This is a genomic window from Vibrio sp. OY15 (genome assembly GCF_000742455.1).
GTDB lineage: Bacteria > Pseudomonadota > Gammaproteobacteria > Enterobacterales > Vibrionaceae > Vibrio > Vibrio alginolyticus.
In genome coordinates, this window is the sequence record NZ_JPIL01000007.1 from 49,674 (window position 1) to 76,199 (window position 26,526).

The 26,526-nt window shown below is 45.0% G+C and carries 30 protein-coding genes; 12 read left to right on the forward strand and 18 right to left on the reverse strand.

From position 1 onward, the window contains the following. Positions 1-25: 25 nt before the first annotated feature. The 4 genes from prpC to IJ23_RS09850 form a co-directional block, all read right to left on the reverse strand. A complete protein-coding gene (gene prpC / locus IJ23_RS09835; RefSeq protein WP_033906152.1) occupies positions 26-1,168 on the reverse strand; it encodes a bifunctional 2-methylcitrate synthase/citrate synthase in 1,143 nt (380 codons plus the stop codon). A gap of 131 nt (positions 1,169-1,299) precedes the next feature. Next, a complete protein-coding gene (gene prpB, locus IJ23_RS09840; RefSeq protein ID WP_005395068.1) occupies positions 1,300-2,196 on the reverse strand; it encodes a methylisocitrate lyase in 897 nt (298 codons plus the stop codon). A 12-nt stretch (positions 2,197-2,208) separates the two neighbouring features. Further along, positions 2,209-2,922 (reverse strand): GntR family transcriptional regulator, encoded by a 714-nt coding sequence (locus tag IJ23_RS09845; RefSeq protein WP_005377279.1) that lies wholly within the window; start codon positions 2,920-2,922, stop codon positions 2,209-2,211. A 264-nt stretch (positions 2,923-3,186) separates the two neighbouring features. Then, positions 3,187-3,585 carry a GFA family protein gene (locus tag IJ23_RS09850; RefSeq protein ID WP_033906153.1) on the reverse strand — a complete coding sequence of 133 codons (399 nt, stop codon included), beginning with the start codon at positions 3,583-3,585 and terminating at the stop codon, positions 3,187-3,189. A gap of 266 nt (positions 3,586-3,851) precedes the next feature. Between IJ23_RS09850 and IJ23_RS09855 the strand changes: the two genes are divergently transcribed. The 5 genes from IJ23_RS09855 to IJ23_RS09875 all read left to right on the forward strand — a co-directional run bounded on the left by IJ23_RS09855 (position 3,852) and on the right by IJ23_RS09875 (position 8,749). Further along, positions 3,852-4,823, forward strand: a complete 972-nt coding sequence (locus tag IJ23_RS09855; RefSeq protein WP_005388181.1) for a tripartite tricarboxylate transporter substrate binding protein — start codon at positions 3,852-3,854, stop codon at positions 4,821-4,823. 238 nt (positions 4,824-5,061) lie between these two features. After that, complete coding sequence (locus IJ23_RS09860) at positions 5,062-5,556, forward strand: tripartite tricarboxylate transporter TctB family protein (RefSeq protein WP_033906154.1); 495 nt, start codon at positions 5,062-5,064, stop codon at positions 5,554-5,556. Positions 5,557-5,575: 19 nt separating this feature from the next. After that, on the forward strand, positions 5,576-7,102 hold the full coding sequence (locus IJ23_RS09865) for a tripartite tricarboxylate transporter permease (RefSeq protein ID WP_005388177.1): 1,527 nt from the start codon (positions 5,576-5,578) through the stop codon (positions 7,100-7,102). Between the two features lie 279 nt (positions 7,103-7,381). Further along, entirely contained in the window at positions 7,382-7,897 is a 516-nt protein-coding gene (locus IJ23_RS09870; protein WP_033906155.1) for an adenylate kinase, read from the forward strand. A gap of 81 nt (positions 7,898-7,978) precedes the next feature. After that, positions 7,979-8,749 carry a sulfite exporter TauE/SafE family protein gene (locus IJ23_RS09875; protein ID WP_033906156.1) on the forward strand — a complete coding sequence of 257 codons (771 nt, stop codon included), beginning with the start codon at positions 7,979-7,981 and terminating at the stop codon, positions 8,747-8,749. A gap of 293 nt (positions 8,750-9,042) precedes the next feature. Here IJ23_RS09875 and IJ23_RS09880 read toward each other — a convergent pair whose 3' ends face one another. The 14 genes from IJ23_RS09880 to sctW form a co-directional block, all read right to left on the reverse strand. Next, a complete protein-coding gene (locus IJ23_RS09880) occupies positions 9,043-10,014 on the reverse strand; it encodes a TAXI family TRAP transporter solute-binding subunit (RefSeq protein WP_017821698.1) in 972 nt (323 codons plus the stop codon). A 259-nt stretch (positions 10,015-10,273) separates the two neighbouring features. Further along, a complete protein-coding gene (locus IJ23_RS09885) occupies positions 10,274-10,639 on the reverse strand; it encodes a hypothetical protein (RefSeq protein WP_017821699.1) in 366 nt (121 codons plus the stop codon). Between the two features lie 353 nt (positions 10,640-10,992). Beyond that, entirely contained in the window at positions 10,993-11,997 is a 1,005-nt protein-coding gene (gene vopD, locus IJ23_RS09890) for a type III secretion system translocon subunit VopD (protein WP_005377262.1), read from the reverse strand. Positions 11,998-12,007: 10 nt separating this feature from the next. Then, positions 12,008-13,207 carry a type III secretion system translocon subunit VopB gene (gene vopB, locus IJ23_RS09895; RefSeq protein ID WP_033906157.1) on the reverse strand — a complete coding sequence of 400 codons (1,200 nt, stop codon included), beginning with the start codon at positions 13,205-13,207 and terminating at the stop codon, positions 12,008-12,010. Between the two features lie 7 nt (positions 13,208-13,214). Next, the gene (gene vcrH / locus IJ23_RS09900; RefSeq protein ID WP_005377258.1) at positions 13,215-13,700 is read right to left on the reverse strand and encodes a SycD/LcrH family type III secretion system chaperone VcrH; all 486 of its coding nucleotides are present in this window, start codon (positions 13,698-13,700) and stop codon (positions 13,215-13,217) included. A 12-nt stretch (positions 13,701-13,712) separates the two neighbouring features. Then, the gene (locus IJ23_RS09905) at positions 13,713-15,536 is read right to left on the reverse strand and encodes a virulence-associated V antigen (RefSeq protein WP_033906158.1); all 1,824 of its coding nucleotides are present in this window, start codon (positions 15,534-15,536) and stop codon (positions 13,713-13,715) included. A gap of 10 nt (positions 15,537-15,546) precedes the next feature. Next, positions 15,547-15,831, reverse strand: a complete 285-nt coding sequence (locus IJ23_RS09910) for an LcrG family type III secretion system chaperone (RefSeq protein WP_005395092.1) — start codon at positions 15,829-15,831, stop codon at positions 15,547-15,549. Positions 15,832-15,891: 60 nt separating this feature from the next. Further along, the gene (locus IJ23_RS09915) at positions 15,892-16,314 is read right to left on the reverse strand and encodes an LcrR family type III secretion system chaperone (RefSeq protein WP_033906159.1); all 423 of its coding nucleotides are present in this window, start codon (positions 16,312-16,314) and stop codon (positions 15,892-15,894) included. Then, complete coding sequence (vcrD, locus tag IJ23_RS09920; protein WP_086013853.1) at positions 16,314-18,440, reverse strand: SctV family type III secretion system export apparatus subunit VcrD; 2,127 nt, start codon at positions 18,438-18,440, stop codon at positions 16,314-16,316. The genes IJ23_RS09915 and vcrD overlap by 1 nt, the downstream gene beginning before the upstream one ends. Continuing rightward, positions 18,424-18,765 carry a type III secretion system chaperone VscY gene (gene vscY, locus IJ23_RS09925; protein WP_005377248.1) on the reverse strand — a complete coding sequence of 114 codons (342 nt, stop codon included), beginning with the start codon at positions 18,763-18,765 and terminating at the stop codon, positions 18,424-18,426. The genes vcrD and vscY overlap by 17 nt, the downstream gene beginning before the upstream one ends. A 5-nt stretch (positions 18,766-18,770) precedes the next feature. Further along, entirely contained in the window at positions 18,771-19,148 is a 378-nt protein-coding gene (vscX, locus tag IJ23_RS09930; RefSeq protein WP_005377246.1) for a type III secretion system protein VscX, read from the reverse strand. Continuing rightward, positions 19,145-19,519, reverse strand: a complete 375-nt coding sequence (sycN, locus tag IJ23_RS09935; RefSeq protein WP_005377240.1) for a type III secretion chaperone SycN — start codon at positions 19,517-19,519, stop codon at positions 19,145-19,147. The genes vscX and sycN overlap by 4 nt, the downstream gene beginning before the upstream one ends. Continuing rightward, complete coding sequence (locus IJ23_RS09940) at positions 19,506-19,790, reverse strand: TyeA family type III secretion system gatekeeper subunit (RefSeq protein ID WP_005377239.1); 285 nt, start codon at positions 19,788-19,790, stop codon at positions 19,506-19,508. The genes sycN and IJ23_RS09940 overlap by 14 nt, the downstream gene beginning before the upstream one ends. Further along, positions 19,771-20,664: a type III secretion system gatekeeper subunit SctW gene (gene sctW / locus IJ23_RS09945; RefSeq protein ID WP_017821331.1), complete on the reverse strand. Its 894-nt coding sequence runs from the start codon at positions 20,662-20,664 to the stop codon at positions 19,771-19,773. Before sctW ends, IJ23_RS09940 begins: the two co-directional genes overlap by 20 nt. Positions 20,665-20,849: 185 nt before the next feature. Between sctW and vscN the strand changes: the two genes are divergently transcribed. The 7 genes from vscN to sctT are packed head-to-tail and all read left to right on the forward strand — an operon-like array spanning position 20,850 to position 26,519. Then, positions 20,850-22,172 (forward strand): SctN family type III secretion system ATPase VscN, encoded by a 1,323-nt coding sequence (vscN, locus tag IJ23_RS09950; protein WP_033906160.1) that lies wholly within the window; start codon positions 20,850-20,852, stop codon positions 22,170-22,172. Continuing rightward, on the forward strand, positions 22,169-22,630 hold the full coding sequence (locus IJ23_RS09955) for a type III secretion protein (protein ID WP_033906161.1): 462 nt from the start codon (positions 22,169-22,171) through the stop codon (positions 22,628-22,630). The genes vscN and IJ23_RS09955 overlap by 4 nt, the downstream gene beginning before the upstream one ends. Before the next feature lie 9 nt (positions 22,631-22,639). Beyond that, positions 22,640-23,845, forward strand: coding sequence for a type III secretion system needle length determinant (locus tag IJ23_RS09960; protein WP_033906162.1), 1,206 nt, complete (start codon positions 22,640-22,642; stop codon positions 23,843-23,845). After that, the gene (gene vscQ / locus IJ23_RS09965; RefSeq protein WP_033906163.1) at positions 23,842-24,810 is read left to right on the forward strand and encodes a SctQ family type III secretion system cytoplasmic ring protein VscQ; all 969 of its coding nucleotides are present in this window, start codon (positions 23,842-23,844) and stop codon (positions 24,808-24,810) included. The genes IJ23_RS09960 and vscQ overlap by 4 nt, the downstream gene beginning before the upstream one ends. Continuing rightward, positions 24,807-25,457, forward strand: a complete 651-nt coding sequence (gene vscR, locus IJ23_RS09970) for a SctR family type III secretion system export apparatus subunit VscR (protein ID WP_033906164.1) — start codon at positions 24,807-24,809, stop codon at positions 25,455-25,457. The genes vscQ and vscR overlap by 4 nt, the downstream gene beginning before the upstream one ends. Before the next feature lie 13 nt (positions 25,458-25,470). Beyond that, positions 25,471-25,737 carry a SctS family type III secretion system export apparatus subunit VscS gene (gene vscS / locus IJ23_RS09975; protein WP_005377227.1) on the forward strand — a complete coding sequence of 89 codons (267 nt, stop codon included), beginning with the start codon at positions 25,471-25,473 and terminating at the stop codon, positions 25,735-25,737. Further along, positions 25,734-26,519, forward strand: coding sequence for a type III secretion system export apparatus subunit SctT (gene sctT, locus IJ23_RS09980; RefSeq protein ID WP_033906165.1), 786 nt, complete (start codon positions 25,734-25,736; stop codon positions 26,517-26,519). The genes vscS and sctT overlap by 4 nt, the downstream gene beginning before the upstream one ends. Positions 26,520-26,526: the final 7 nt, after the last annotated feature.

Below are 26,526 nucleotides of genomic sequence, written 5' to 3' on the forward strand. Positions count from 1 at the left end.
TATAATGCCCTCGTTGACCTTCGCGCTAGCGATTCTCGATAGGCACCCATTCTTGATGATCTGGGCCCGTGTAATCAGCACTTGGGCGAATAATACGGTTATTGGCACGCTGTTCATAAACGTGTGCAGCCCAGCCCGTTAAACGACTCATCACAAAGATTGGGGTAAATAGTTTGGTTGGAATGTCCATGAAGTGGTAAGCCGATGCATGGAAGAAGTCCGCATTACAGAACAGACCTTTCTCTCGCTTCATCACTGATTCAACACGCTCAGAAACCGCATATAGATGTGTATCACCAACTTGCTTCGATAACTCTTTGGACCAGCGTTTTATTAAGGCGTTGCGAGGGTCACTTTCACGATAAATCGCATGACCAAAGCCCATGATCTTGTCTTTATTGGCTAGCATTTTCATGATGTTCGCTTCCGCCTCGTCGGGCGTTTGCCAATCTTCAATCATTTCCATCGCCGCTTCGTTCGCACCTCCGTGAAGTGGTCCACGAAGCGTACCGATTGCTGCCGTGATACAAGAATGGATGTCTGACAACGTTGATGCACAAACGCGTGCTGCGAATGTAGAAGCATTAAACTCATGTTCAGCATAAAGAATAAGCGAGCAATGCATCACTTGTTTGTGCAGCGCAGATGGCGCTTTGTCTGTAAGTAATCGCAAAAAGTAACCACCGATGCAATCTTCAGTCTGATCCTCGGTGTTGATACGCACGCCATCATGACTAAAGCGGTACCAGTAACAGATGATGGCAGGGAACAAGGCTAGCATACGTTCGGTTGCTTTCAGTTGCTCCTCGAAGCTCATTTCCTGCTCTAGGTTACCCAATACAGAACAACCCGTGCGCATTACGTCCATTGGGTGTGCGCTTGCAGGAATCAACTCTAAAGCTTGTTTTAGCTCGGCTGGCAAACCTCTAAAGCTGAGTAGGTGTGTCTTGTACGCATCAAGTTCTTGTTGATTCGGCAAGTGACCGCGTAACAGAAGGTGAGCCACTTCTTCAAACTGTGCGTTGTTCGCAAGATCAGTAATATCGTATCCACGATAAGTTAAACCAGTTCCCGTTTTTCCGACAGTACATAAAGCTGTGCTTCCTGCGCTTTGACCACGAAGGCCTGCGCCACCTAATTCTGCTTTCTTTTCTGCAGTTTGAGACATTGTTTGAACTCCTTTTCTGTCTGACTTTTCCCTCTCTGGGGTGTTTTTAGCCAAACGAATTTCACGTTATTAGATGAGATAAATTCCGATTATCTTTTTCTTGGGCTTCCGTTTATTTTTGCTTTTCCCCGCTATTTCCCTTCAGAGAATAACTGGTCAAGTTTGTCTTCGTAGTCGTGGTAATTCAGGTGCTGATACAACTCTTTACGTGTTTGCATCGAATCAACCAGTGCTTCCTGATTACCCACTTCTAGCAAATGTTTGTAGACCGTTTCAGCAGCTTTGTTCATGGCACGGAACGCACTTAATGGGTAAAGCACCATATCGACTTTCGCTTTTGCAAGCTCATCGCAGCCGTACAGTGGCGTTGCGCCGAACTCGGTAATGTTGGCCAGAATAGGAACGTGCTTTCCAGTTGCTTGCTCAAGTGCGTTTGAGAACTGAAGGTACTGATCCAGCTTGGTCATCGCTTCTGGGAAGATCATGTCTGCGCCAGCTTCCACACACGCAATCGCACGCTCGATTGCGCTGTCCATGCCTTCAACAGCTAGCGCGTCTGTACGAGCCATAATCACGAAACTTTCATCATTGCGTGCATCAACCGCGGCTTTTACACGATCAACCATCTCTTGCTGGCTGACTATTGCTTTGTTCGGACGATGACCACAACGTTTCTGTGCGACTTGGTCTTCCATGTGCACCGCTGCCGCGCCCGCTTTTTCCATCGCTTTGATCGTGCGAGCAATGTTAAATGCACCGCCAAAGCCCGTGTCGATATCAACCAAAAGAGGCAAATCACATGCGTTAGTGATGCGGTCAACGTCAACCAAAACGTCGTTTAATGTTGTGATACCGAGATCCGGCAATCCGTATGACGCATTTGCGATACCGCCACCAGACAAGTAAATCGCTTGGTGACCCAAGTTTTTTGCCATCATGGCGCAATACGGGTTTATAGTGCCGACAATTTGTAGTGGATTATTTTGTTCAATGGCGAGTCTGAATTTCGCTCCCGGTGTTAAGCTCATGACGAATTCCTTCTAGTCTTTGTCTAAACTTTCTGTATGTATAATTTGAGATTGGATGAGCTTTCGACTTCCTGATATGTGTCTTCTCATCAACATTTCTGCAAGCTCTTCATCGCGATTGCGAATGGCTTCCAAAATGAATTTGTGTTCGGTGAGCGCCTCATTCGGGCGAGATTGCGCACGTGGCGACTGGTAACGATACATCCGTAATAAGTGATAGAGTTCATCACACAGCAGAGATATTAACTTACTGTTTCTGCTCGCTTGGATGATGCGATAGTGAAAATCAAAGTCACCATGTTGATGGAAGTAAGACGCGCCTTCCATTTGGTCTATATGCTTGGAATGTGTCGACAATAGCATTTCCAAGCTTAAGAGCTCTTCTTGCGTAATGTGTCGCGCAGCTAACCTTGCCGCCATGCCTTCCAATGCTTCTCGAACGGCATAAAGTTCTATCAGCTTTTCCGGAGAAAAAGTGGTCACTCTAGCCCCAACATGAGGAATTCGCTCGATGAGCCCTAGCCCCTCTAAGCGCATCAATGCTTCACGCAAAGGCCCACGACTGACTTGATATTTCTTTGCTAGCTCAGGCTCTGATATCTTATGGCCAGGCTTCACGTCGCCATTAACAATGACTTCAATGAGTGTTTCGGTCAGCGTTTCGGATTTGGTGTGTTCTTTCTCAGAACCCAGCACTTTATAACGAGCTTTCAACTCAGAGTTCATATTCAGATACTCTTGTTACCGACATCGAAATGTCTACAATTTCTTAACCTGAATATAAAGTAGTCGATCAAAGTGTCGACAATCAAGTAAATTGTCGACAATTTAGACTAAGGTCGTAATTTAAATTGGCCTAAAATGCCTATTAAGTGCCGTTTTTAGCAGAAATAAAGAATGGGGAACTCATATTGTCGACAACTTGTAAACCTTTAAGCTTATGATCTAAAAACTAAAAGCTCAGCTGTCGAACAATAATCGGATAAAAAACTATTCTTTAGGTACAAATTGATCAAAGACTTGTTGCGAAGTCATCTTTTGTGAAGCGGAATTGAGGTCATAATAAGCTGGCTTTTCATCGGTAAAAATCTCTAAAGTGAGTTTGAAATCTGGGTTATCGAACAAACCAGCGGAAAGAATGTACTCACCTGTCGGCAACAAATGATAGAAAAGGTTTGTGCCGCATTCGCCACAAAAACCTCTCACCACCCAGTCTGACGACTGATAACGTTTAGGTTCGCCACCTTTAAACGTCACGTTAGGCCCACAATGCACCGCATGAAGTGCGCCACTCGACCATTTTCGACACATAGAGCAATGGCACAGGCTAACCTCATTTTTAACCTCAGCGACGACTTCAATTGCGCCGCACAAACACGTCCCTTTCATTCTCTTTTCCTCGTTCATTTTCCGTCATTTTATTATGGCCTACCAAAGCGTAAAGCCGCGTGACCTAACACCAACTTCTCGTCGTGAACTTTATGAACAAAATAACCGAAATGCTCAATATTCTCTTTATATCTCTTTTACAGACAGATATTTAACACTTAATTAACCTTTACACCAAGTTCAGCTTTAACGCTTACAAGGCATAACAACTGAGCAAAAACAATAAGGCTCAACTAAATAGAGTCGCCAACATAAGGAACGTGAACATGTTAAAGGTACTCAAACCAACGCTCGCCGCTTCAATCATCGCAGCTTCATTTTCATTCAACGCTCTTGCTGCAGATATTGAAAAAATGCACTTTCTTATCCCTGGAGGTGCCGGTGGCGGTTGGGACATGACCGCCCGAGGTACTGGTGATGTATTAATAAAGTCGGACATCGTCGAAACCGTATCATTTCAAAACCTATCTGGTGGTGGCGGTGGCAAAGCAATCGCACATTTGATTGAAACGGCTGATCGTCAAGAAGATACACTCATGGTGAACTCAACACCGATCGTCGTTCGCTCGCTCAGTGGGATCTTCCCACAATCTTTCCGCGACTTGACTCCTGTTGCCGCAACGGTTGCCGATTATGGCGCCATTGTTACATCAGCCGATTCTCCTTACAGCTCTTGGGAAGATGTCGTTAAAGCTTTTAAAGAAAACCCACGTAAGGTGAAGGTTGCTGGTGGCTCTGCTCGTGGTTCTATGGATCATTTGGTTATAGCAGCAGCTTTCAAAGGTGAAGGTTTTGATGCGCGTAAAGTTCGTTACATTGCCTATGATGCAGGTGGAAAAGCCATGGCAGCCCTACTTTCAGGCGAAACACAACTGCTCTCTACAGGGCTAGGTGAAGTACTCGAAATGTCTAAGTCTGGGCAAGTGAAAGTGTTAGCGATTACAGCACCAAAACGTTTAGAAGCTGCGCCTAACATTCCAACTCTCACCGAATATGGTAATGAAACTGTCTTTGCTAACTGGCGTGGATTCTTTGCAGCACCAGGCACAAGCCAAGAAAAGCTAGATGAATGGAATGCCGCATTTACTAAAATGTATAACACCGACGAATGGCAAGTCGTTCGAGACCGCAATGGTTGGATCGACAACTATAAAGCGGATAAAGCATTCTTCGCGTTTCTTGAAGATCAAGAGCAACAGATGGGTGACTTAATGCGCGAGTTAGGCTTCCTGAAGTAACAATCGAATTGGGGTCCCTCAGATACCAACCTCAATGAATAACGTAGGTTGGTATTTCCCCATTGTATTTGCACTCTAAGTTTCACCGCATATGGACATTGTCGACAATCGGCATGCACACTCCTTTGTTTATATACCCAAAGCGGCTCGACTAGCAGCGAAATGCTTAATTGTTAATGGTTTAGTTTATTCATTGACGTCCATATGCGGTCTTTTTTACTTTTGTTAGGAGTTGAATATGCCTCGTTCAACCAACTTTTTCACCAAAGAGTACTTGCTCTGTCGTGACCGCGTCGGCGCAATGATCTTTCTACTCTTCTGTCTTTGCTACGGTTATCAAACCTCGCAGATTCCATTGTTTCCAGGTGATGAGTATGAACCATTCACCGCACGTACTCTGCCAACCATCCTGACTTACGTTGGTGTCGGCCTTTCTTTGCTGTTGCTGGTGACAGGACAACCAGATAAAAAAAGTGGCGCAGTGCTGACCTTCAATTGGAAGTTACTGATTGCCTTTTTAATTTTAATGGCACTCTACGGCGTGGGCCTGACTTATCTAGGTTTTGTGATAGCTACTGGCTTCTTTTTATTGGCTGGCTTTTATCTGCTCGGGGAAAGACGTAAACCCGTTCTGTTTGGCGCGTCGTTTCCATTCGTGATCGCGTTCTACTTATTACTCACTCAAGGTTTGGACATCTATCTCGAACCGGGTTTGATTTTCACCATCTGGTAGTCAAAGAAAGGACTGAATTATGTTAGATGGAATTCTACAAGGTTTATCCACCGCAGTAATGCCAATGAACATTATGATGGTGATCGTGGGTTGCTTCGTCGGTACATTTATCGGCATGTTACCTGGACTTGGGCCGATCTCAGCCATTGCTTTGATGATCCCAATTACTTATGGCCTAGAGCCCTCCTCGGGCCTTATTTTGATGGCGGGTGTTTATTACGGTGCGGTATTTGGTGGTTCTACATCGTCGATTTTAATTAACGCACCGGGTTGTTCTTCAACCGTGGTCACAGCATTTGACGGCTACCCAATGGCCCAAAAAGGCCAAGCAGGTAAAGCATTAGCTTTGGCAGCTTATTCGTCTTTCACTGGCGGTACGCTATCTGCCATTATGTTGCTTGTTGCCGCACCAGCATTGGCTAGCGTCTCCCTTAGCTTCCAATCGTCGGACTATTTTGCGTTGATGCTACTTGGGTTATCAGCAGTCGCGGCTTTTGCGGGGAAAGGTCAGGTAATCAAAGCGTGGATGATGACCATTCTTGGTTTGATGCTATCTACAGTTGGAATCGATAAAGGCGTAGGCGTTGAACGCTTTACCTTCGGTTTAACGGATTTAATGGATGGCTTTAGCTTCTTGTTGCTTGCAATGGCGACATTCGCACTGGGTGAAACATTGATGGGCATTCTTAAACCATCAAAAGACACCAGCGATGAAGAACAAGAAAAGCTGAGCAACATTGGCTCAATGAAAGTGACCAAGGAAGAAATCAAAGATGTTGCGCCTGTTTCAATTCGCTCTTCAATATTAGGTTTCTTCACTGGCGTTCTTCCTGGCGCAGGGGCAACCATTGCTGCTTTTTTAAGCTATGGTATGGAGCGCAACCTCGCACCTAAAGAGAAAAAGGATGAGTTCGGTAAAGGCAGTATCCGTGGCTTGGTTGCGCCAGAGTCTGCGAACAATGCAGCATCTAGTGGTTCATTTGTACCGCTATTAACGCTTGGTATTCCGGGGTCTGGTACAACAGCAATAATGCTCGGCGCTCTGATCGCTTATGGTATTCAACCTGGCCCTCGCCTGTTTGTTGAACACCCAGATGTGTTCTGGTCAGTGATCATTTCCATGTACTTCGGCAACATCGTACTTGTGATCCTGAACTTACCGTTGATTCCGTATATTTCAAAGCTTTTGGCGGTTCCAAGAACGGTGCTTCTACCGATGATTTTATTCTTCTCAATCACCGGGGTTTATTTGGTCTCCTTTAACACTATGGATGTGTTCGTGATGCTGATTGTTGCTATGGCTGCCATTGCACTTCGGCTCGCTAACTTCCCGCTCGCACCTTTATTGCTGGGCTTCATCCTTGGAGGATTAATGGAAGAGAACTTACGCCGCGCATTAATGATTTCAGATGGAGAACTGAGTTTCCTATGGGAGCGTCCTATTACCCTTACCTTTACTGTTTTAGCTGTATTGGTATTGGCAAGTCCACTAATCGTAAAGCTGATTCAAAAGTTTAAAGCACAGCCAGTCAGCGTTGAGCAGTAATCGCTGTCTCTTTCAACCTAGATAAAGCCATCCATCGTGATGGCTTTATCTTCCCCCTTCCAAATCGTTCGCTTGTTGTACAGATGGTATTGACAAATCACTGTCGTTATATGAAGGTGATTGTATGAACACACACTTAGCGCAACTTAACCAACGAATTATCATCATTCCATAGGAATGGTGGGATTTTTTGATGCGCTCAGTATTTATCGAACCCACCCATAGCGGTGGGTTTTCTGTCTCTACCGTATGGGAAAAGCTCTCTTGGAGGCGGTCACAATGCAAAAAATAGCAGTTTTTGGTAAACCCGGCAGTGGAAAATCGACGGTAAGTAAAGCAATCGCGTCGGCTACCGGTCTTCCTCTTCATCAATTAGATTCAATAGTCTATAAACCAAACGGTGATCCCGTTGAGCGTAGCGTTTTTGATGAAGCCCATAGCAATATACTAAGCTCAGATCGTTGGATTATAGATGGCCTTGGACCGCTCAGCTCTTTCAACGCTCGTTTAGATGCAGCCGATACTCTCATTTATATTGATCTACCATACTCAGTAAGCTATTGGTTTGTGACGAAACGTCTCCTTAAAGGACTTTTCATTAAACCTGAAGGTTGGCCTGATGGTAGTTCGGTACTGAAAGGAACGTTACAAAGCTACAAAGTTCTTCAGCAATGCCCTGCATTCTGGAATGATGACTTTATGTCTCGCCTCGAAGGGTACTCTCAAAGTAAAACCGTTCATGTCATCAAAAACGTTACAGAACTGAACAATTTTGTTTTAGAACGGGTAAAGTAAACCTCATATCAGAACATTAGAGCATGTAGGTTAGATCATCTGAAGCTCTAACAATGAAAAAGAACATAACAAGGATTGTTTATGCTTTTAGAACTCGCACTTTTATTCGTTGCTGGCGTAATTGGTGGGATCATTAACTCCATAGCGGGAGGCGGAAGCTTTATTACTTTTCCGGCTCTATTGGCATTTGGTGTTCCTCCTATTATGGCTAACGCAACAAACACATATGCTTCATGTGCGGGTTACATTAGTGGAGCCGTCGGGTTCAGAGAAGAGATCATGAAGAACAAGCATGAACTGCTGTTCACAGTCTCATTCAGTTTAGTCGGCGGCGCTGTCGGAGCATATCTGTTGCTCAACACGCCAGAATCGCTATTTATGGAAGCCATCCCTTGGTTACTCTTATTTGCCACCGTGCTTTTTCTCACCGGTTCTCGTTTAACAATGCTAATCAAAACTGTCGCGAAAGAGCACAAACATGCTGGCATACTCGGAGCAATCGCGTTGGGTTTACTACTTGTTGGTGTCTCTGCTTACGGTGGTTTTTTCAACGCAGGTTTAGGGGTTATTGTTCTGAGTTATCTGGTAGTAGCTGGTCACCAAGACATTAATTTAATGAACGGTTTGAAATTGCTCGTATCTACGTGTGTTTCACTCATTGCTATCGTGATTTTTGTTGCCAATGGCTCCATTGATTGGCACACAGGTAGTGTTGTTTTGGTCGGTACGTTGGTAGGTGGGTATCTTGCAGCTCGTGTATCTCGTCAACTGAATCCCAATCATGTTAAAGGGTTTGTTGCTCTTTCTTCTATTCTCATCACTATCTACTTTTTCATTGATGTTTATGTTTAAGCAAAACTTGTACAAGTGGATAACACTCCTACAAAAACACCAGCGCGAAAGATTAATGCAGATAGCTTAACGATTTTTTGTGTCACTCCAGCGAGGTTAGGAATCTAATAGCACTACACTGAGCGGCTAATGAAACCATTTTTATCACAAAGTGCTCGGATAGAAGATCCTGTATCACGCTCCTTCGTCGCTGTACAGGATGACGAGAAATAGAAATATGCCACTCGCGGTTAAACGAGTGGCATTGATCGAGAAAGATGGCGTTTTACATCAATAATAAGAGAAAGTAACGCTTACTTAATCAGCCCTACTTCTTTGTAGTATTTGAGCGCACCTGGGTGAAGAGGCGCAGATAAACCGTCTTTTACCATTTCCTCTTTCTTCAAGTTTGCAAACGCTGGGTGGAGACGGCGGAAATCATCGAAGTTTTCAAATACCGCTTTAACCACGTTATAAACCACATCTTCTGGTACCGCAGTAGAAGAAACAAACGTCGCGCCCACACCAAAGGTTTGAACATCACTATCTGTGCCACGATACATACCACCTGGGACATTTGCGACACGATAGAAGCTGTTGTTTGCAACCAGTTTTTCTACATTAGGTCCAGCTACCGTTACGATATTACTATCACACGACGTAGTGGCTTCTTTAATCGCTCCACTTGGGTGACCAACGGTATAAATCATCGCATCAATTTTGTTATCACAAAGTGCTTTTGATTGCTCTGCTGCTTTTAACTCAGAGACAAGCTTAAAGTCGTCGTTACTCCAACCATACTGGTTCATTAGTACTTCCATAGTACCTCGCTGACCAGAACCAGGATTACCAATGTTAACGCGCTTACCTTTCAAATCATCAAAAGTTTTGATGTTCGCGTCTTTACGTGCAACGACAGTAAACGGTTCTGGATGAACGGAGAATACGGCGCGTAGCTCTTTAAAAGGCCCGCTTTCTTCAAACTTACTGGTTCCTTTGTAAGCATGATACTGCCAGTCTGATTGCGCGATACCGAGGTCCAATTCACCAGCACGAATAGTGTTGATGTTATAAATCGATCCCCCAGTACTTTCTACCGAACAACGGATACCGTGATCTTCTCGCGATTTGTTAACCAAGCGACAAATAGCGCCACCAGTCGGATAATAAACCCCTGTTACGCCACCGGTACCAATCGTGACAAACGTTTCCTCCGCAGACGCAGAAAAGCCTGTTGTGAGTGCCGCCAAAGAAGCCGCAAGTGCGATTTGCTTAAACTTAAACATTGAACATCCCTTTTACTTGTGTTGATGACCGTTTAAGTATAGCAACCGTTAACAATTTGATAACGTTTGAGTTCTCATCCTTGGCGGTTAGCTTAGTAATCACCATTTTATTGGCATATTCTGCCGTTATATAATGGCTCTATATAAGCGTAAACCGTATAGTCTAGAAAATTAAATCTTTAGACTGATATGTCCATTCTAAATTATCTATTAAATAGAAATACTCAGGTCAAATTACTATAATCTTGTTAAATAACCTTTATTCTATATAAATATGATGAGTTATAACTCCAGCCAGAAGACATGATGTACTTGAAATAAATAATACGAATGAGAGAACAAACAATCGTTGAATATGAATTGGAACCTTATCCCTCTTCTCTAACATTTTATATCGTTTCGCATGAAAAGTGCTCAGAAAAACAGTTCCATATTGTAGTACTCCGTGACCTGATAAGAATATATTCAGAGTGTAGTATCGAACTCCATTATCAAGAGCATCTTCAAGATACTTCAACCACTTGGATTTCAAATAAATAACAAACAAAAACCAAGCAAATATACCTAAAATTCCAACCGTAGTCAGATAAATCACTAAATCTGATGCTAAACTGATATCTTCCATCTTCGACTACTTATTAAGTTGAGTTTTATATAATTCTGTTCCCAAATACTCACCAGTCGAACTACCATATTTTGTTATTGAGTATCTAATTACACCCTTCACTACAAAAAATTCTTAAACACACTTTTTGTGAATAATAATGGCACTTTAACTTAATTTTACGCAACAAGGCTACTATGAAGTTGTTAGCTTTGAGCTGAGTTCAACAAAAACAGTAACTTTTATGCAATGTAACTCACTACGTTATATTGCTTTACAAACAAATCACCCAGTAAATATCCGTATCTAGTTTAGATAGCTGAAATAAAAAAAGCGTTGTATAAACAACGCTTTGTAGTTAGTGAAACGGATGGTTACACCGTTGGGACTGATGCTCGCCACGCTTGGTTCTGGCTATCTGAGATAGATCGGAACAAGTCACGTAGCTCTTTCAATAAGCCTTCTTGGAAACCAATGTTTTCATCGGCTTTCTGTTTGGCTGCTTGTGCGCGAGTCGCTTGTACTTCATCATCTTTGCTGCGCGCTTGCGCTTTGGTTTGCTCTACATTCGATGCTGAGTTTGCCATCTGGCCCAAAGCTTGAAGAATCGCGTTCTTTGCTTGGTTTGAGCTCATCAACTTATCGAACTTACGGCCACCACTTGTCAGCTGCGCTGTCGTGTCTGCGATATTGTCTTTCGCTAGTGAGTGCGCACGCTTAACCTGATCTTGCTGAGTTTTAGACAAGCTATTGTTATTTAATAACTCTTCTGCTTGATCGAAGCCAGCTTTTTGCGTTTTCAGTACATTATTGCTCGCCATTTCATTCTTGATTTCTTTCCCTGCTTTGAAAGAACCAAGGGCACCAATAATTGCGGTAGCACCCGCTAATACACCCGAAACGACTGCCATCGCGATCATTGCGCTTGCCGAGTTGTTGAGTTCTGCCGCTTGGCTTTCTAAACTCGCGACGTTTGCTTCAACAGCAATTTCACGTTGTAGCACTTGCTGCTCACGGCTCAGCTTTGATACTTGATACAACAATGTTAATAGCGTCAACGATTGTGATACCGCATCTGATGGTGACTTGATCACCTCCTCACCGTTAAGTGCTTTCATCGTTGTGCTCATTAATGAGCTCACCGTCGGCGCAAGAGCACTCATTAAGTTTGCAACAACTTGAGCTTGATTACTCACTGTAGGAGCTTTAGGTGTCTCTAACTGGTAGCGTGCTGCACCAGAAACACCTGACTCACTTTGGCTTTTAACGGCGCCCGCTTCAAGCTTTGTTTCCGGCGCTTTTTCTGCTTTGTTGGTTTTAATGGTGTCGCCTAAACCGTATAGTTCACCACGACCCGTTCCGCCTACTTTATCTAGCATAATAAACTCCTTATACCGTTGCAGGACGGCTTAACACCGTTTGCATAGTTTCACTTTTCGCTTGAATCATTTGCATGATGAGGCTCATCAGCTCTTGGAAGTCTTCCATCAACTTACCAATCTCTTCTTTGAGCTTATCAATGACAGCCTGGCTTAACGTCATTTTGGCTCGAAGGTCTGTGATATCAGCCTGAATCTCTGTCACGTGAGCATTGTTAGCAGCGTGAACACTGTCCGTTGCGCCTTTACCCACGTTGACGGCAAGATCGACGGTTTCTGCGCCATAACGAATCGCTTTCGCTGTTGTTGTCGCAGCTTTTGTGCCCATATCCGCCACTTTCGCCATGTTTGCAGCGGCTTTCGTAGCGATTTCCGTGACCTTTTGAGCTACCTTACCAGCACCTTTCGCTGCAAGTTTCGCGATACCGCCAGCTGCTGCACCACCAAACGTCACAACAGCTCCGATAACCGCGACGGCGATTTCTAATGCCATTACGACTTTGTTTAGCACATCGACATTTACGCCCGCTTCTTTTAGCGCATCTTGAACGGCTGGCTCTTGCAACGCCATGCTCACTGCTCCCATAACGCCACCAGCGATCATAAGTGCACCGGCTGCTGCACCAACACCCGTTGCCACCATTACGGCACCAACAACAATAGAAACCACCGCACTGATCCAACCAAAGATCTTCGCTGCTAAGCCTGATTTTTGGGCTTCTTTTGCAGCGGCTTCCGATTCTTTGATTTTGTCTTGGTTTTCCACCATCTCTTTTTCGTGTTTAGCTTTTGCGACCTTCACTTCCTGAATTTTCAGCTCGTTTTGAGCACTTTTCAGTTTATCCGTGATAGCAGCAAGCTCTACTTCAAAATCATCAGCAGATCCTGCGATGATTTTGACGGCAATCGAACCTGTTTGGTCTGCAACTGCATGGAGAGATTTTGCAATGGTATCGACGATCTTTTGCAGCTGTGCCATGGCTTTTAGCGTCAAATCATTCACTTTGTCACTAACAGCTGCGTTAGGTGCATCTAACTGAACTTTTACTTTTCCGGTGTTCAGTACATCTGCATCTTTACTCTTCACGTTTTCTACCGTCACAGAAGGCGTCGCTGTAGACGCCGTTTTCTGCAAGTTATCTAACGTGGCTTGGCCAGATTCAGGGCTATAAACCTGTGTCTGGATGCGGTCAAGTGCAATAGAACTCATAGTCTAATTACTCCTTTTTATTTCTCACCGCTTCTAACATGATGCCTGCACGCTCATGCAAATCTGCATATTGTGATTTTCCGGCAGACATCTCCTTCGCGCTGTAAAACCCACTCTCTGCTTCTGTCAGTTGTTCCAGTTTAAGGTGACATTCAGCAGAGTGAAAAGGTGGGCGTGGATCATTTACGTCCACTAGCGCTGCGTAGCTGTAGGCGTCTATTGCCTGCAGATACTCACCCAACTCCTGACGAGCCGCGCCAAGGCCAATGAAAAATCGCGCCTGATAATGATCAAGCATGCTGAGTAATTGAAATACTTTCGCTGCTTGCTCAATCTTTCCCGATTGGAAAAAGTTGTAACCTACGGCATAAATGTGTTCGATGGTGTCCTGAGACACATCGTGCAACATTTTTAGCGTGCCTCCCTCTTCCAAAAAAGACAGCAGTTCTTCTGCTTGCATTTGAGATGGATCGGTCGCGTTTGTTTTAGTCATGGTTGGTTATCCTTAAATGGCTCGTAGGATTTCTTGTAAAATACTGTGGTACTTCTGAACAAACTTATTCATCGCTTCAACGGTCGAGTTGTATTGAGAACTGGTGTCGTTCAGCTCAGTGGTTTTGATTTGCACTTCATCGTTAAGCAACTTGGATTTAGCACTGACAGAACTAGAAAAATTAGACAGCTTTTTCGACTTCTCTTCGTCTTGGTACGAAGCACCATCACCGATAGTAATACCTTGTGTTTGAAGGAAGTCTCGATGGTTTGTTATCTTATTATCCGTCAAATACTTGTACTCAGGTGAAGCTTCAAAATCCGTTTGATTGCTGTAGTTAAAGTCACTCGCTTTGAAGTTACTTTCTGGATATCCCGGTTTATAAACCCCATCAACACTTTGCGTAGAGTGAATTTTTGATTGCACAACACCAAAAACTTTAAGCTGTATTGTGAGATCCTCTAATGCCTCTTTCTGGTCATTACGTTTCTCTAAACGGTTAACACGACGCTCATTTAGTGCAAGCAGCACTTGCTCATCAAAACGGTCTCCAATGCTGGACTCAACAACGGCCAACAAATCACGAGCCGTTAGAGAGTGCTCTGCTCTCACCTCGCGATCCGCTTTCTCTTTATCGGTGATATTGAGTAGACGCTCTTTCAATGCCCCTAAGTTTTTGCGCAATGCCTCGTATCGCTCAGTAAATGAAGCCCCGGTAGATTCACCTTTTACTATTTTTTCAAACTGTAATCGGATATCTCGTTCGGTGTTTTCTTTGATCAAATTAACTTGAGCTGCCGTTATTTGTGTCTTTTGGACATCGGCTATCGCTCTGTCCTGGTAAAAGTCGTCGATTTCTATATTTGTTAAACTCACCGCGAAGTTGGCGAACAGACTAGAAAGGGTCAAAGGCTCAGTTCCACCAATGACAGTATTAAGTGCTGCTTTTAGATTGTTCGTTCCACTCGCCTCACCATAAGCTGCGCTATATTGGCCTTTCACTTGAGCGGCCATTTCATCTAACGCTTCTTTAAGCTGCTGTTTAGAAATACCAGGAGTCCAGGTAATTCTGCTAGCTAGCGCACTTGCGTCATCGGTGCTTAAAGTAATACCGATGCCTTGAAAACTACTTTTTAATTGAGCTGAGACTTGAAGAGCGAAACTCTCTTTAGTCAACAGAAAATCCGAGCTCTTCAGTTGCGCGAGATTAACGGTACCTAAGCTACTAAAGGCATTGCGAAGAAAAGAAATAGAAGCATCTCTCACTTCACGGGAGCCCATTTGATTAGCAAGCTCTGCAACAAAAAGAGAAATTTCTTTGGTGGCATTAGCCAGACCTGTCTCGGAGAGGTTGGCGATCTGCTCCGCTTGGTTACTCTGAGTGCCCAGATTAAATTGACTAACAAACTCAGTAGATAACGAGCTATCTACATTGTCCGTCAGTAACTTACTAAACCAAGACTGAAACTGATTTGATAGCGTTTGGTTTGTTTGAGCATTAAACTCGGCTGCGGTTAATTCACCATCTGAGTTAGCACTTTGTAGCGACTTTAGCCAAACAGATGCGGTGTCGGTCAATGATATACCAGTAAACGCGTTATTTTTCGCTTTTAGGTTTTCAAGCGTATCAACATAAAGCGCGATGCTTTGTGATTCCGTTTGTCCCGAGATAGTTGGCAATGAAGAGATTATCGAGGCAAGTTGCTGAGTCTCTGCTTCACCCAGTACAGGGGTAAATGCCTCTATCACGTTTTGTTGGAAAGTGGGTAATGGTGCACTACTCGCAGCTGTGTCTGTTGCTCCTGTCGTAGAGCCAGTCGTTTTCATATTCGTCATTTCCAAACCTCTAAATCATCATGCCGCGCATCACTGTGGGACGCTTTCTGCGTTTACCTGACGTACCTTGTAGCTGATTTTGTTGTTGCCGGCGGCGCTGGACTTCGTCTATTAGCTCTTGCTCTGCACGTTTCATGGTATCTACTGGCGCTTTTATGCCGCCAAGTAAAACATCCCCCGCAACAGGACCAACACCTAAGCCTTCCAATAGCTCGTTAAAAATATCGGTTCTGTCTTCAGCTTTTCTAATGGCAAGCTCAGCGTTCTCAATCGCATCGGTAAACGGTTGCTTCATCTTGATTCCTATCTTAAAGCGGGTCATCTCATCGGTGCTGTCAGTAACAGTCGTGAGTTTTTACTTTTTCAACTTTTTCAACTTTTTCAAAGGTCTATAATCTGCTAGGCGTAAACAGTACCAGTCTTCTAGCTCATCATGGCTTGCACCGCATGCTTTTAGATAGAACTGTGCCAATCGCTGGCTGCTCATGTTGCTACCACGTAACACATCGACGTTGCCGCGAATGACCCAATCGGAGGGATAAAGTTGAATGGCATGTTCAGCCAAGAGAAATAAGCCGGCAAAGGGGTTACTCAACCCCAATTTTGGACGAACGCGTTTCAGAAGAACGATGATGATTTCACCGTCCTCCACCCGAAAAACGAGCTCTAAGCCCTCAACTTCAATTCGATAACCAAGTTGAATTTCACTTTGTTGCCAAAAGTATGGCGTCACTTCGATCCCCGCTTGCGCCAGCGAGAGTATTAGTTTTGTTTTCATTACATCCCCACCCTTCCCAGTGGCTGAATATTGATTTGCTGGGTTAGTTCTTGAAATGACAAAACGGGCAGATCGTAGTATTCCGATTCAATAAGCTTTCGCACATATCGGCGTACATCCATAGACACAACTAGCACAGGTTTATTCGGCATGCGGCTTAAGTCACCAATGGTCTGTTTCACATCACTGACAAATTGTTGCGTTACTGACGGATCTAACGCCAAGTAACTCCCTGCTGAGGTTTGACGAATACCGCTGCGTATTGTGTCTTCGAGATTTTGATCCAATAAGTAAGCGGGCAACATGTTTTGTCCGCTTGCGTATTTGTAGCAAATGTAACGTTTTAAGCTGGAACGAATGTACTCCGTCAGCTGTACAACATCTTTCTCTTTTTGGCCCCACTCAACCATCGCTTCCAAGATCACGCGAAGGTTTCGGATAGAAATGTCTTCAGAAACCAAGCGTTGCAAGATTTCCGTCATTTTTTGCAACGGAACAATACGCTGGGCCTCTTTGACTAGCTCCGAATAACTGCCTTCCATCTGCTCCAACAGATAACGCGTCTCCTGAATACCAATAAAGTCTTGTGCGTACTCCTTGAGAACATGAGACAAGTGGTACGTTAAAATCCTGTCGGGTGTGAGAAAACCGACATGACTGGCTACGAGTTTTTGCTCATAACTCTGTGCCACCCAAATGCTAGAAATACCGGGTAGAAAATCTTCATCTTGCTCATAAGGCACGCCTAATAAGTCGATCTGCTCATTCCCTTCTGTCACCAAGAGTTGGTCTTTTACAATTCGTCCTCGTGCAACCGGAACTTCTTGTAACTGAATTAAATATTCGCCATTTTGCATCCCCTCGTTAAAGCGCAGGTGGATGCCTGGGAAAGGCACGCCTAGGTCGAGATATAGTGCGCGTCTAACCCTTGCTAGCTCTTCATTTAATGCGACCGCTTCCAAGCTTTCCTGAAGGCTCGCGTCAAGATCGATCAAGAGTGGGACCGTCATGGCAAACTCTTCTTGCTCACCTAATTTGCCTTTACTGTTTCTAGATGGAGTGGGTTTGTTTGGCTTCGCTGCTGGCGAACCGGCCCCTTGCGAAACAAAGCTTGATAAGTCAGTGCTATCTGATTCCGCTTGTTTTTTCTGTTGATAGAAAAGGAAGAAACCACCACCACCAACCACGGCGGCCAAGACCAGAAAAGTGATTTTTGGAAACCCAGGGATGAGCGCGAACAGCACCAAAAGCACACCACCAATAAGAAGCGCACGTGGCTGAGCAATCACCTGCCCACCAATATCCGATCCAAGATCAGAAGAGTCTTCATGAGAAACACGCGTCACGATAATACCGGCGGTAATCGCGATAAAGAGTGCCGGGATCTGCGATACCAAACCATCACCAACGGTCAAAATCGCAAATAATTCAAGTGCTTCAGAAGCACTCATGCCTTTTTGCGTTACCCCGATCGTGACGCCACCTAAGATGTTGACCACAATGATGACCAGACCCGCAATGGAGTCGCCTTTAACGAACTTCATCGCGCCATCCATCGAGCCATACATTTGGCTTTCTTTTTCAATCAGTGATCGTCGGTGCCTAGCTTCGTGTACGTCAATTACTCCGGCACGCATGTCACCGTCAATACTCATCTGCTTACCAGGCATCGCATCGAGTGAGAAGCGCGCACTAACTTCTGCTACCCTTTCTGAGCCTTTGGTGATCACCATAAACTGAACAATGGTAATGATCAGGAACACAACAATACCGACCACTAAGTTACCGCCCACAACGAAGTTACCGAATGTATAAACGATTTGACCAGCATCGCCTTGTAGCAAGATCAAGCGGGTTGTCGTGATAGATAAAGACAGACGAAACAATGTCGTGATCAATAGCACCGCAGGAAATGCAGAGAACTCAAGTGGCGTGGTGATGTAAATCGCTAACATAAGCAGCACCACCGCAATGCTCATGTTGGTGCCAATCAGTACATCCACCAGTGCGGTAGGAAGTGGCAATATCATCATAAAGACGATCGCGAGTAACATCACCGCAAGCATGATGTCTTTGCGTTGCCCTACTTTGTTTAGAATATCGATCAACTTATTCATGTGATTCACTATTTAAAGATTGCAGATAGCGTCGGTGCGCTTGGCGTGCCCCATCGACGTCATTTTGTTTCCAACGCGCTTGGCTTAAACAAAACCAGAGTCCTGCCGAGTCAGGATGAAGGTCGGATTTTAATAGGTGCTCACACACCTCAATCGCCCGGGTATATCGACCACTTTGTAAACACGCCACAGCAAGTGTTTGCATCGCCTCTTTGTGCTGCGGTTCTATTTCTAGAACCGCATCGAGAATAGAAATGGCATGCTCTGGCTTTTGGTATTGAACTTGTAGCGCAGCGTGAACAAGTAAGAGTTCAATGTCTTTGGATCTCAACATGTTGGTTAGACCTGGATAAGGAGATTGAGCGCCATAGTAAGGTAACGCTGATCAAGTTGTGTACTTTGTAGCGTTTCAGATGCTTTGATAAAAGAAGCGGAGCCTGAATCCTGTGCAAGAACTTGCAGCTGAGCTAACGTTTCATCAAATTGTTGACGGTATTTTTCTGGACGCAACAACTCTGAGTGCAGCAGCTTGGGCTTAGTTAACGCGATGAGATATTGGTCTGAAGGCCGGAGGTCATAGAGCTTCTCTAAATGTGTAGCGACCGCCTGACCATCAGGAAGCAATTGAAATCGCTCTGGGAAATCGGCCTTAACTTCACTATGAGTAACATGCGTAAAGGCTTCGATGCCTACGTTTAAAGTGCTGACTCGAGTCATGAGCCTGCCACATCGTTATGCAGACGAGCCAAAAGCGTAAACGCTTGCTCTAAGGTCGGAAGTGTTACTTCTTCTCCTTTTAGCCTTGCTGAAAAAACCAGAGTTTGTTCATCTAACAAGCCGGTTTTAATTTCGAAAGGCCAGCCTTGATCGGCATGACACAAACACAGTGCACTTTGAATAATGTCACTGGTTTGATGCCAAGATAACGCTCGAGACAACATCAAGAATAACTGCTCACCCTGTCGCTCAATATGCAGCGTACCACTTTGCTCAAAATCCAGCTGCACCCGTCCAGCTGATGAGAAATCGACGGCATCGAGCCCCATTCCTCGGCAAAATTCATCGACGGATGCATCAATCCAACTCATCTTCCCACGCTTCCTCTTCTTCTATATCAATGGCTTCGTCTAGCGCCTTTTGTACCGCTTGGATTAAATTCTGTCGTTGTTCTTCATCGGCGAATACGTCAATTGGGATTGCGCGAACTAACTTATGGAACTCTCGAAAAAAATCGATTTTTTGTTCTACCGCCGTCAATTCCATTGCGTTGGCGACTTTCCATATCTCATCACTGCTTACCCATCGCTGCTCTACCAACGCAATCACATCAGCCATCAAATTAGAAACTTGATAAGCCATAATTCGTCCTTTCCGGTTTAAACATTTGGAACAGCTGACTCACACGATCTTGCAACGTATTTAGAGTTTTGAGTTTTTGCATATCGGACATCAACCACTGCAACTTAACCGAATCGATACTGCTACCTTGAACACTAAGATCTGCACTCATGCCTTGCAGCATAAAGTCAACAGCGGTCGATACCTCCTGCTCACCAAAGCGCGCCACCACATCTTGATAAGCAGCGCCGAGCCCTTGATAACTATGAACGGTATCGCGGTAGAAGCCGCGCAGCTGATGCAAAGAGCTAAACTCTTGCTCTTGGCTGTATTCATCAGCAAAATTTGAGACGCGAATTTCCGTATCAATTTGAGACCATGTATCAGGGTTTTGCTCGATTCTTAGAAGTGCTTGGTCAATCAGCGCTAGTAGGTGTTTACTTTCTGGACTCGCACTCAAAAACTTTTTCACGGCTTTTAGCGCGAGGTATTGATGGCTTTTCTCCTCGGAAAACCCATTCAAATAGGCTTGCAATTGCGCGATGGTCGAGATATTCCCTCCCGCCATTTTTGTAGCCAAATCTTTGATCTTTTGATTCTTTTCAAGATCAGGGACTTTTCTTAAGTAGTCCGAAACGAGTTCATGTGCTTCATTAACTCGAACACCACTGTCTTTCACTTTGCGCTTAGTCAGATCTTTCTCTGCTTTTTCGGAACCGAGTGAAGTGAGTTCTTCCATCGCATCAAAAAGTGATTGTGTGGCATTGTGAACACGGACGGTTTCACCGCGATAATTGCCTTTTTGTGAAACGTCGGGGCGAGACGATTCCAACCCGTTTTGGATAGACGCATCAAACTTTGGATTTGTTGCGATATGATTGTTGATAATACTCATTCACTTGCACTCCTTCCGCACAATACAGGCGAATTATAGGAAGTGCGCTTTGTTGAAGCTGTCAAAATCAGACGTGTTTTTTTAGTGCGCTTTCAGTTTTCTAAAAACTCCCGACTGATATTCACTATAAATTGATTCTTATACTTTCTATCCTCTCAGCATCAATCATTGCGCATATTTTTACCTTGAACGATTTCTCATACATCACTGATATCCAACAATCTGCGATTAAACACACGCGTTTGATCCAAATTCGCGGGCGCGTTACACAAGTCACCGGCACCATTATCAAAGCTGTTGTCCCTGGCGTTCGTGTAGGTGAACTGTGTGAGTTGCGTAATCCCGATCAAACTCTGTCTTTGTTAGCGGAAGTGGTTGGCTTCCAGCAGCATCACGCTTTGCTCACCCCGTTAGGAAATATGTTTGGGATTTCCTCAAATACAGAAGTAAGCCCAATGGGTAAAATGCACGAAGTGGGTGTTGGCGACCACCTGTTAGGTACAACGCTTGACGGGCTTGGACGTCCTTTCGATGGTACGCAAAGTCAGGAACCAAGTGCTTGGTATCCTGTTTATCGCGATGCGCCACCACCAATGCAACGTAAACTGATTGAAAAGCCAATCTCTCTTGGCGTTCGATCCATTGATGGGCTACTGACCTGTGGTGAAGGTCAGCGCATGGGTATTTTTGCAGCGGCTGGCGGGGGTAAAAGTACCCTACTGGCAAAACTGATTCGCTCCGCAGAAGTTGACGTGACCGTTCTCGCCTTAATTGGTGAACGCGGACGCGAAGTACGCGAGTTTATTGAGCATGACCTAGGCGAAGAAGGAATGGCCAAATCGGTTTTAGTGGTCGCTACCTCTGATCGCCCAGCAATGGAGCGCGCCAAAGCCGCCTTTGTTGCCACTTCTATCGCAGAATATTTTCGTGACCAAGGTAAACGCGTGCTACTGCTGATGGATTCGGTGACGCGTTTCGCCCGCGCACAGAGGGAGATTGGACTAGCCGCAGGCGAGCCACCAACACGACGTGGCTATCCGCCTTCCGTTTTTGCCGCTTTGCCAAAGCTGATGGAACGAGCTGGACAATCAGACAAAGGATCAATTACAGCACTGTACACCGTGTTGGTGGAAGGTGACGACATGACAGAGCCTGTCGCGGATGAAACTCGCTCCATTTTAGATGGGCACATCATTCTCTCGCGTAAACTTGCCGCAATGAGCCATTACCCTGCGATTGATGTACTTCGGTCAGCAAGCCGAGTGATGAATCAAATCGTTGAATCCGATCATCAGGCGTCTGCTGCTCATATTCGCGAAATGTTAGCTAAGTATGAAGAAGTTGAACTGCTAATAAAAATTGGCGAATACCAACATGGCGCAGATAGCCGAGCGGATTTGGCCATTGCACAAAGTGATGATATACGCGCCTTTTTACGCCAAGGCACTCATGAACCAAGCGATCTTGATGGCACTATCGCTCAACTTAAAGGGATGGCGAAACAATGATAGAACGCTTATTAGAAATCAAAAAAATTCGCGCTGACCGTGCGGATAAAGCCGTCAAGCGTCAAGAATACCGAGTGTCAAACGCCGCAGCACAGGTTCAAAAGGCCGAACGTTCTGTCGCGGACTATCACGTTTGGCGCCAGGAAGAAGAAGAGCGACGTTTTGCTAAAGCAAAACAACAAACGCTCGTTCTCAAAGAGCTAGAAACATTAAGACAAGAAATCGCGTTGTTAAGAGAGAGAGAAGCCGAACTTAAACAACGTGTGGCCGAGTCAAAAAAAGCGCTTGAAATCGAACGCTCGGCACTTAAAGAAAAGCAAAAAGAGGCGCGACAAGCCCATAAAACCAAAGAAAAATTCGTTCAGTTGCAGCAAAAAGAAGTCGCGGAAAAATCGCGAGAAAGGCAATACCAAGAAGAACTCGAACAGGAAGAGTTTCGCACTGTCGACATTATCTAAAGGTTCACTATGCGCATTACCCCAACAACTGAAACATCGAATACGCTGCACAAATCAACGCCGGAACAAGCGCCTCTCGAGAAGGAGGCCGAGCTTCAATCACAATTCGAGCATGCAATGACGAAGAAGCCTAGCAAGGGAAAGGAGTCTATCGTTGGGAATCCCCAAAAAAATCATACTGGCGAAGAAGACATACCGCTAAGGCATAAGACATCTCAAGGTCTAGATAAGAAACTTAACCTATCGAACCAAGAAGCCAACGCTGACAAAAACATCTCCACTTTAAAAGGTCAAAGTGACGTCGTCAGTAAGAGAGATATAGAGAAATCGCAAGACGACGCAGCAAATAGCGAAGAAATAATTAGCAAAAACAATAAATTGCTTAAACATGATGGAAAAAGCGATGGCGACACAGTTCTAAGCTCCCCTTCTACCGAGCGTGTTGATCCTCACTTTCAAGCTCATTTGAAAGATGATAAACCGACGCCGATGGATAAACATACCTCGCCGGAGTATCTCTCTACGCTTGAATCTGGCTTGCTCCCCCAAAATGCGACAGCGACAGAGCTCGCTCAAGATGGGATTAACATTGTTGGCTTAACGAAAAGGCAAACTGAAAAAACGCACAATAAGCGTGCAACTCCGCCGCTACAGAATACAGGCAAACGATCAGACCAAACTGGTGGCCTGCCTGAAACCAAGCCTCTTGAAAAAATCGTGACGAAAAGCGCACTAGTCGCCGTTAAAACGGATGAAGAAAAAGTGCCTTCTCAACCCCTTGCAAGTGCGGTAACACAAGGCGATGTCATCCTAAAAAGTGTTGCTTCGCAGGCTCAACCAAGCCCAACGCGAGACGTAAACCAATTACTCCAGCAATTGGTGGATAAAATCTATGTTGCTCTGCCAACCGCATCGGACAACAAAGAGGTTCGGCTGTTTCTAAGTGAAGGACAATTAAAAGGTGGCGAAATCCACATCAAGTTGGACGCTCAAGGGTATAGCGTGACGATTCGACAAGAGCATGCCCTTTCCATTATTAGCCAGCAAGCTAGACAAGATCTTGCTGAACGGCTAAACCGATTCGGTGGTGAGCAGCCACTTCGCTTAGCGATCAGCGAACAAACTCAACAGCTCGATCAACAACAACATGAACAACAACACTCACGCCAACAACGCAGCGTGTATGAAGAATGGCAAGCGGAGAATGACCTATGACACCGTTAATAATACCCAAAGTGGATGCAGAAAGTATCGCGCTCAGCAATCAACTTTGTGCAAAACAGTGCCACTTCCAAGGGACTGATGGTCAGAGCGTATCGATTACTGTTGCTCAAATCCCTTCATTTGAAGGGTTCCGTTTAACCACGTTGATTGGAGGGCAAACCCTACAAGTAGACTTTTCTCGTGCGCAGCTCCAACATTGGCTGAAATCGACCTTAAATGCTACTGCGTTTGAGTCCCTGCCTAACTCCCTCCAGTTAGCACTTTTGAGCTCACAGATAGAACCGCATAGTGAGGCAATCAAAGCGCTATTTGGTCAGTTACCCATTCTTAGTCAACTACAGCCGTTAGAGGCGAGCCAGGCCCAAGAGCATACTTTAATGTTAACCCTCAATAAGCCTAACGGCTCTCTTTGTTTGTGGGTTAGCGAAGGATCAGACGTGTTGTTGGATGCGCTACCAAACAGCGCTGCTCTACAAGCTCGACACCTCGCTTTACCTGTGTGGTTAAGTCTTGGAAGGACCCATTTGACGTTAAGCGAATTTAAATCGCTCGAGCTGGGAGATGTCATCTTTTTTGACGATGGTTACATCGCCAAGCAACAAGCCATTTTTCAAGTATCTAACCAGAGTCTCTGGCGCTGCCAGCTAGATGACCAAACTCTTCACATTATTGAAAAAGAAACCAATATGAATGACGTAAACACTTCAGAAATGTTAACCGACCACCAGCAACTGCCTGTGGAACTCACGTTTGATATCGGCCATCAAACCATCACGCTAGAGCAGCTTAACCAGCTTCAGCCAGGGTACGTATTCGAGCTAAACCAGCCTGTATCTAAGCCGGTAACATTGCGTGCCAACGGCAAAATCATTGGTGAGTGTGAACTGGTTAATGTTAACGAACATTTAGGTGTGCGCGTACTGGAGCTGTTCGGTGGCACGCAGGAGCCAGCATGATCCAGTTACCCGACGAGCTCAATCTCATTGTCAGCTTAGCACTGCTGGCACTGATCCCATTTATCGCCATGATGGCGACGTCGTTTGTGAAACTCGCCGTTGTATTCTCACTGCTGCGTAACGCTCTCGGTGTACAGCAAATTCCGCCGAATATGGCGCTTTACGGATTGGCTATCATTCTGTCAATTTTCATCATGGCTCCCGTCGGGTTTGAAACCTACGACTACGTAAACCAGCATGATATCTCCCTTGAAGATTCTGCAAGTGTAGAAGGCCTCATTGAAAGCGGTTTACAGCCTTATCGAGAATTTTTGAAAAAGCATATTCGGGAAACCGAAGCCATATTCTTCACTGATGCTGCACGCACATTGTGGCCACAGAAATACGTAGACCGTTTAGAGTCGGACAGCTTATTGCTCTTACTGCCCGCATTTACCGTCAGCGAGCTTACTCGCGCTTTTGAAATTGGCTTTCTGTTGTACTTACCGTTCATCGCTATTGACCTAATTGTGTCGAATATCCTACTCGCGATGGGGATGATGATGGTATCGCCAATGACGATTTCCCTCCCCTTCAAATTGTTGCTTTTTGTCTTGCTTGACGGCTGGACAAAGCTCACCCACGGCTTAGTGTTGAGTTACGGTTAATCACGGAGAAAGTATGCATTCTGCTGAAATCATTCATTTCACGACTCAAGCATTAACCCTAGTGTTGTACTTGTCATTACCGCCGATTTTAGTCGCAGCATTGGTTGGTACATTGGTGTCGCTTATTCAGGCGTTAACTCAGGTCCAAGAACAAACGTTAGGCTTTGTGGTCAAGCTTATCGCGGTCATTATTACGCTGTTCGTCACAACGCAATGGCTAGGGGCAGAGCTCCACGCCTTCGCCTCGCTTGCTATGGATAAAATTCCTCAAATACGATGAGTTATCACGACTTACACCAGGCTTTATTTTTGTACAGCCTGACGTTACCTAGGTTAATGGCATGCTTCATCTTTTTGCCTATTTTGAGCAAGCAAATGTTAGGCGGCACCATGGTGAGAAATGGTGTGCTTTGCTCACTCGCACTGTTTATATTTCCGATGATTAATCAGCAAAGCTTGCCCGCAGAAACCGACGGCATTTGGCTGATAATGATTTTGGGTAAGGAGGTATTAATTGGGCTATTGATAGGGTTTGTTGCTGCTATCCCCTTTTGGGCGATAGAAGCGGCCGGTTTTCTGGTCGACAACCAACGTGGGGCTGCCATGGCAAGTATGTTTAACCCAACGCTAGGCTCACAATCCACACCAACAGCGGTATTACTGACCCAAACGTTGATTACCCTGTTCTTCTCTGGCGGGGGCTTTGTCACTTTTATCTATGCGTTATTCAAAAGCTATACATCTTGGCCGATCGTGGACTTTTTCCCAACCGTTAACGACGCATGGGTGAGCTTCTTCTACGCGCAATTTGAACAGCTTATGTGGCTTGGTGTGTTGATGTCCGCTCCATTAGTGTTGGCAATGTTTCTTGCTGAGTTTGGTCTAGCGCTTATCAGTCGTTTTGCACCGCAATTGAATGTTTTTTTCCTTGCCATGCCAATAAAAAGTGCCATCGCGAGTGTTTTACTGATCGTGTATCTCGGAATAATGATGGATCACTTTGAAGTACAGTTTTACGGCATTACCCGATTCGCAGAACAACTCAATACCATTTGGCAATAACGCTTAG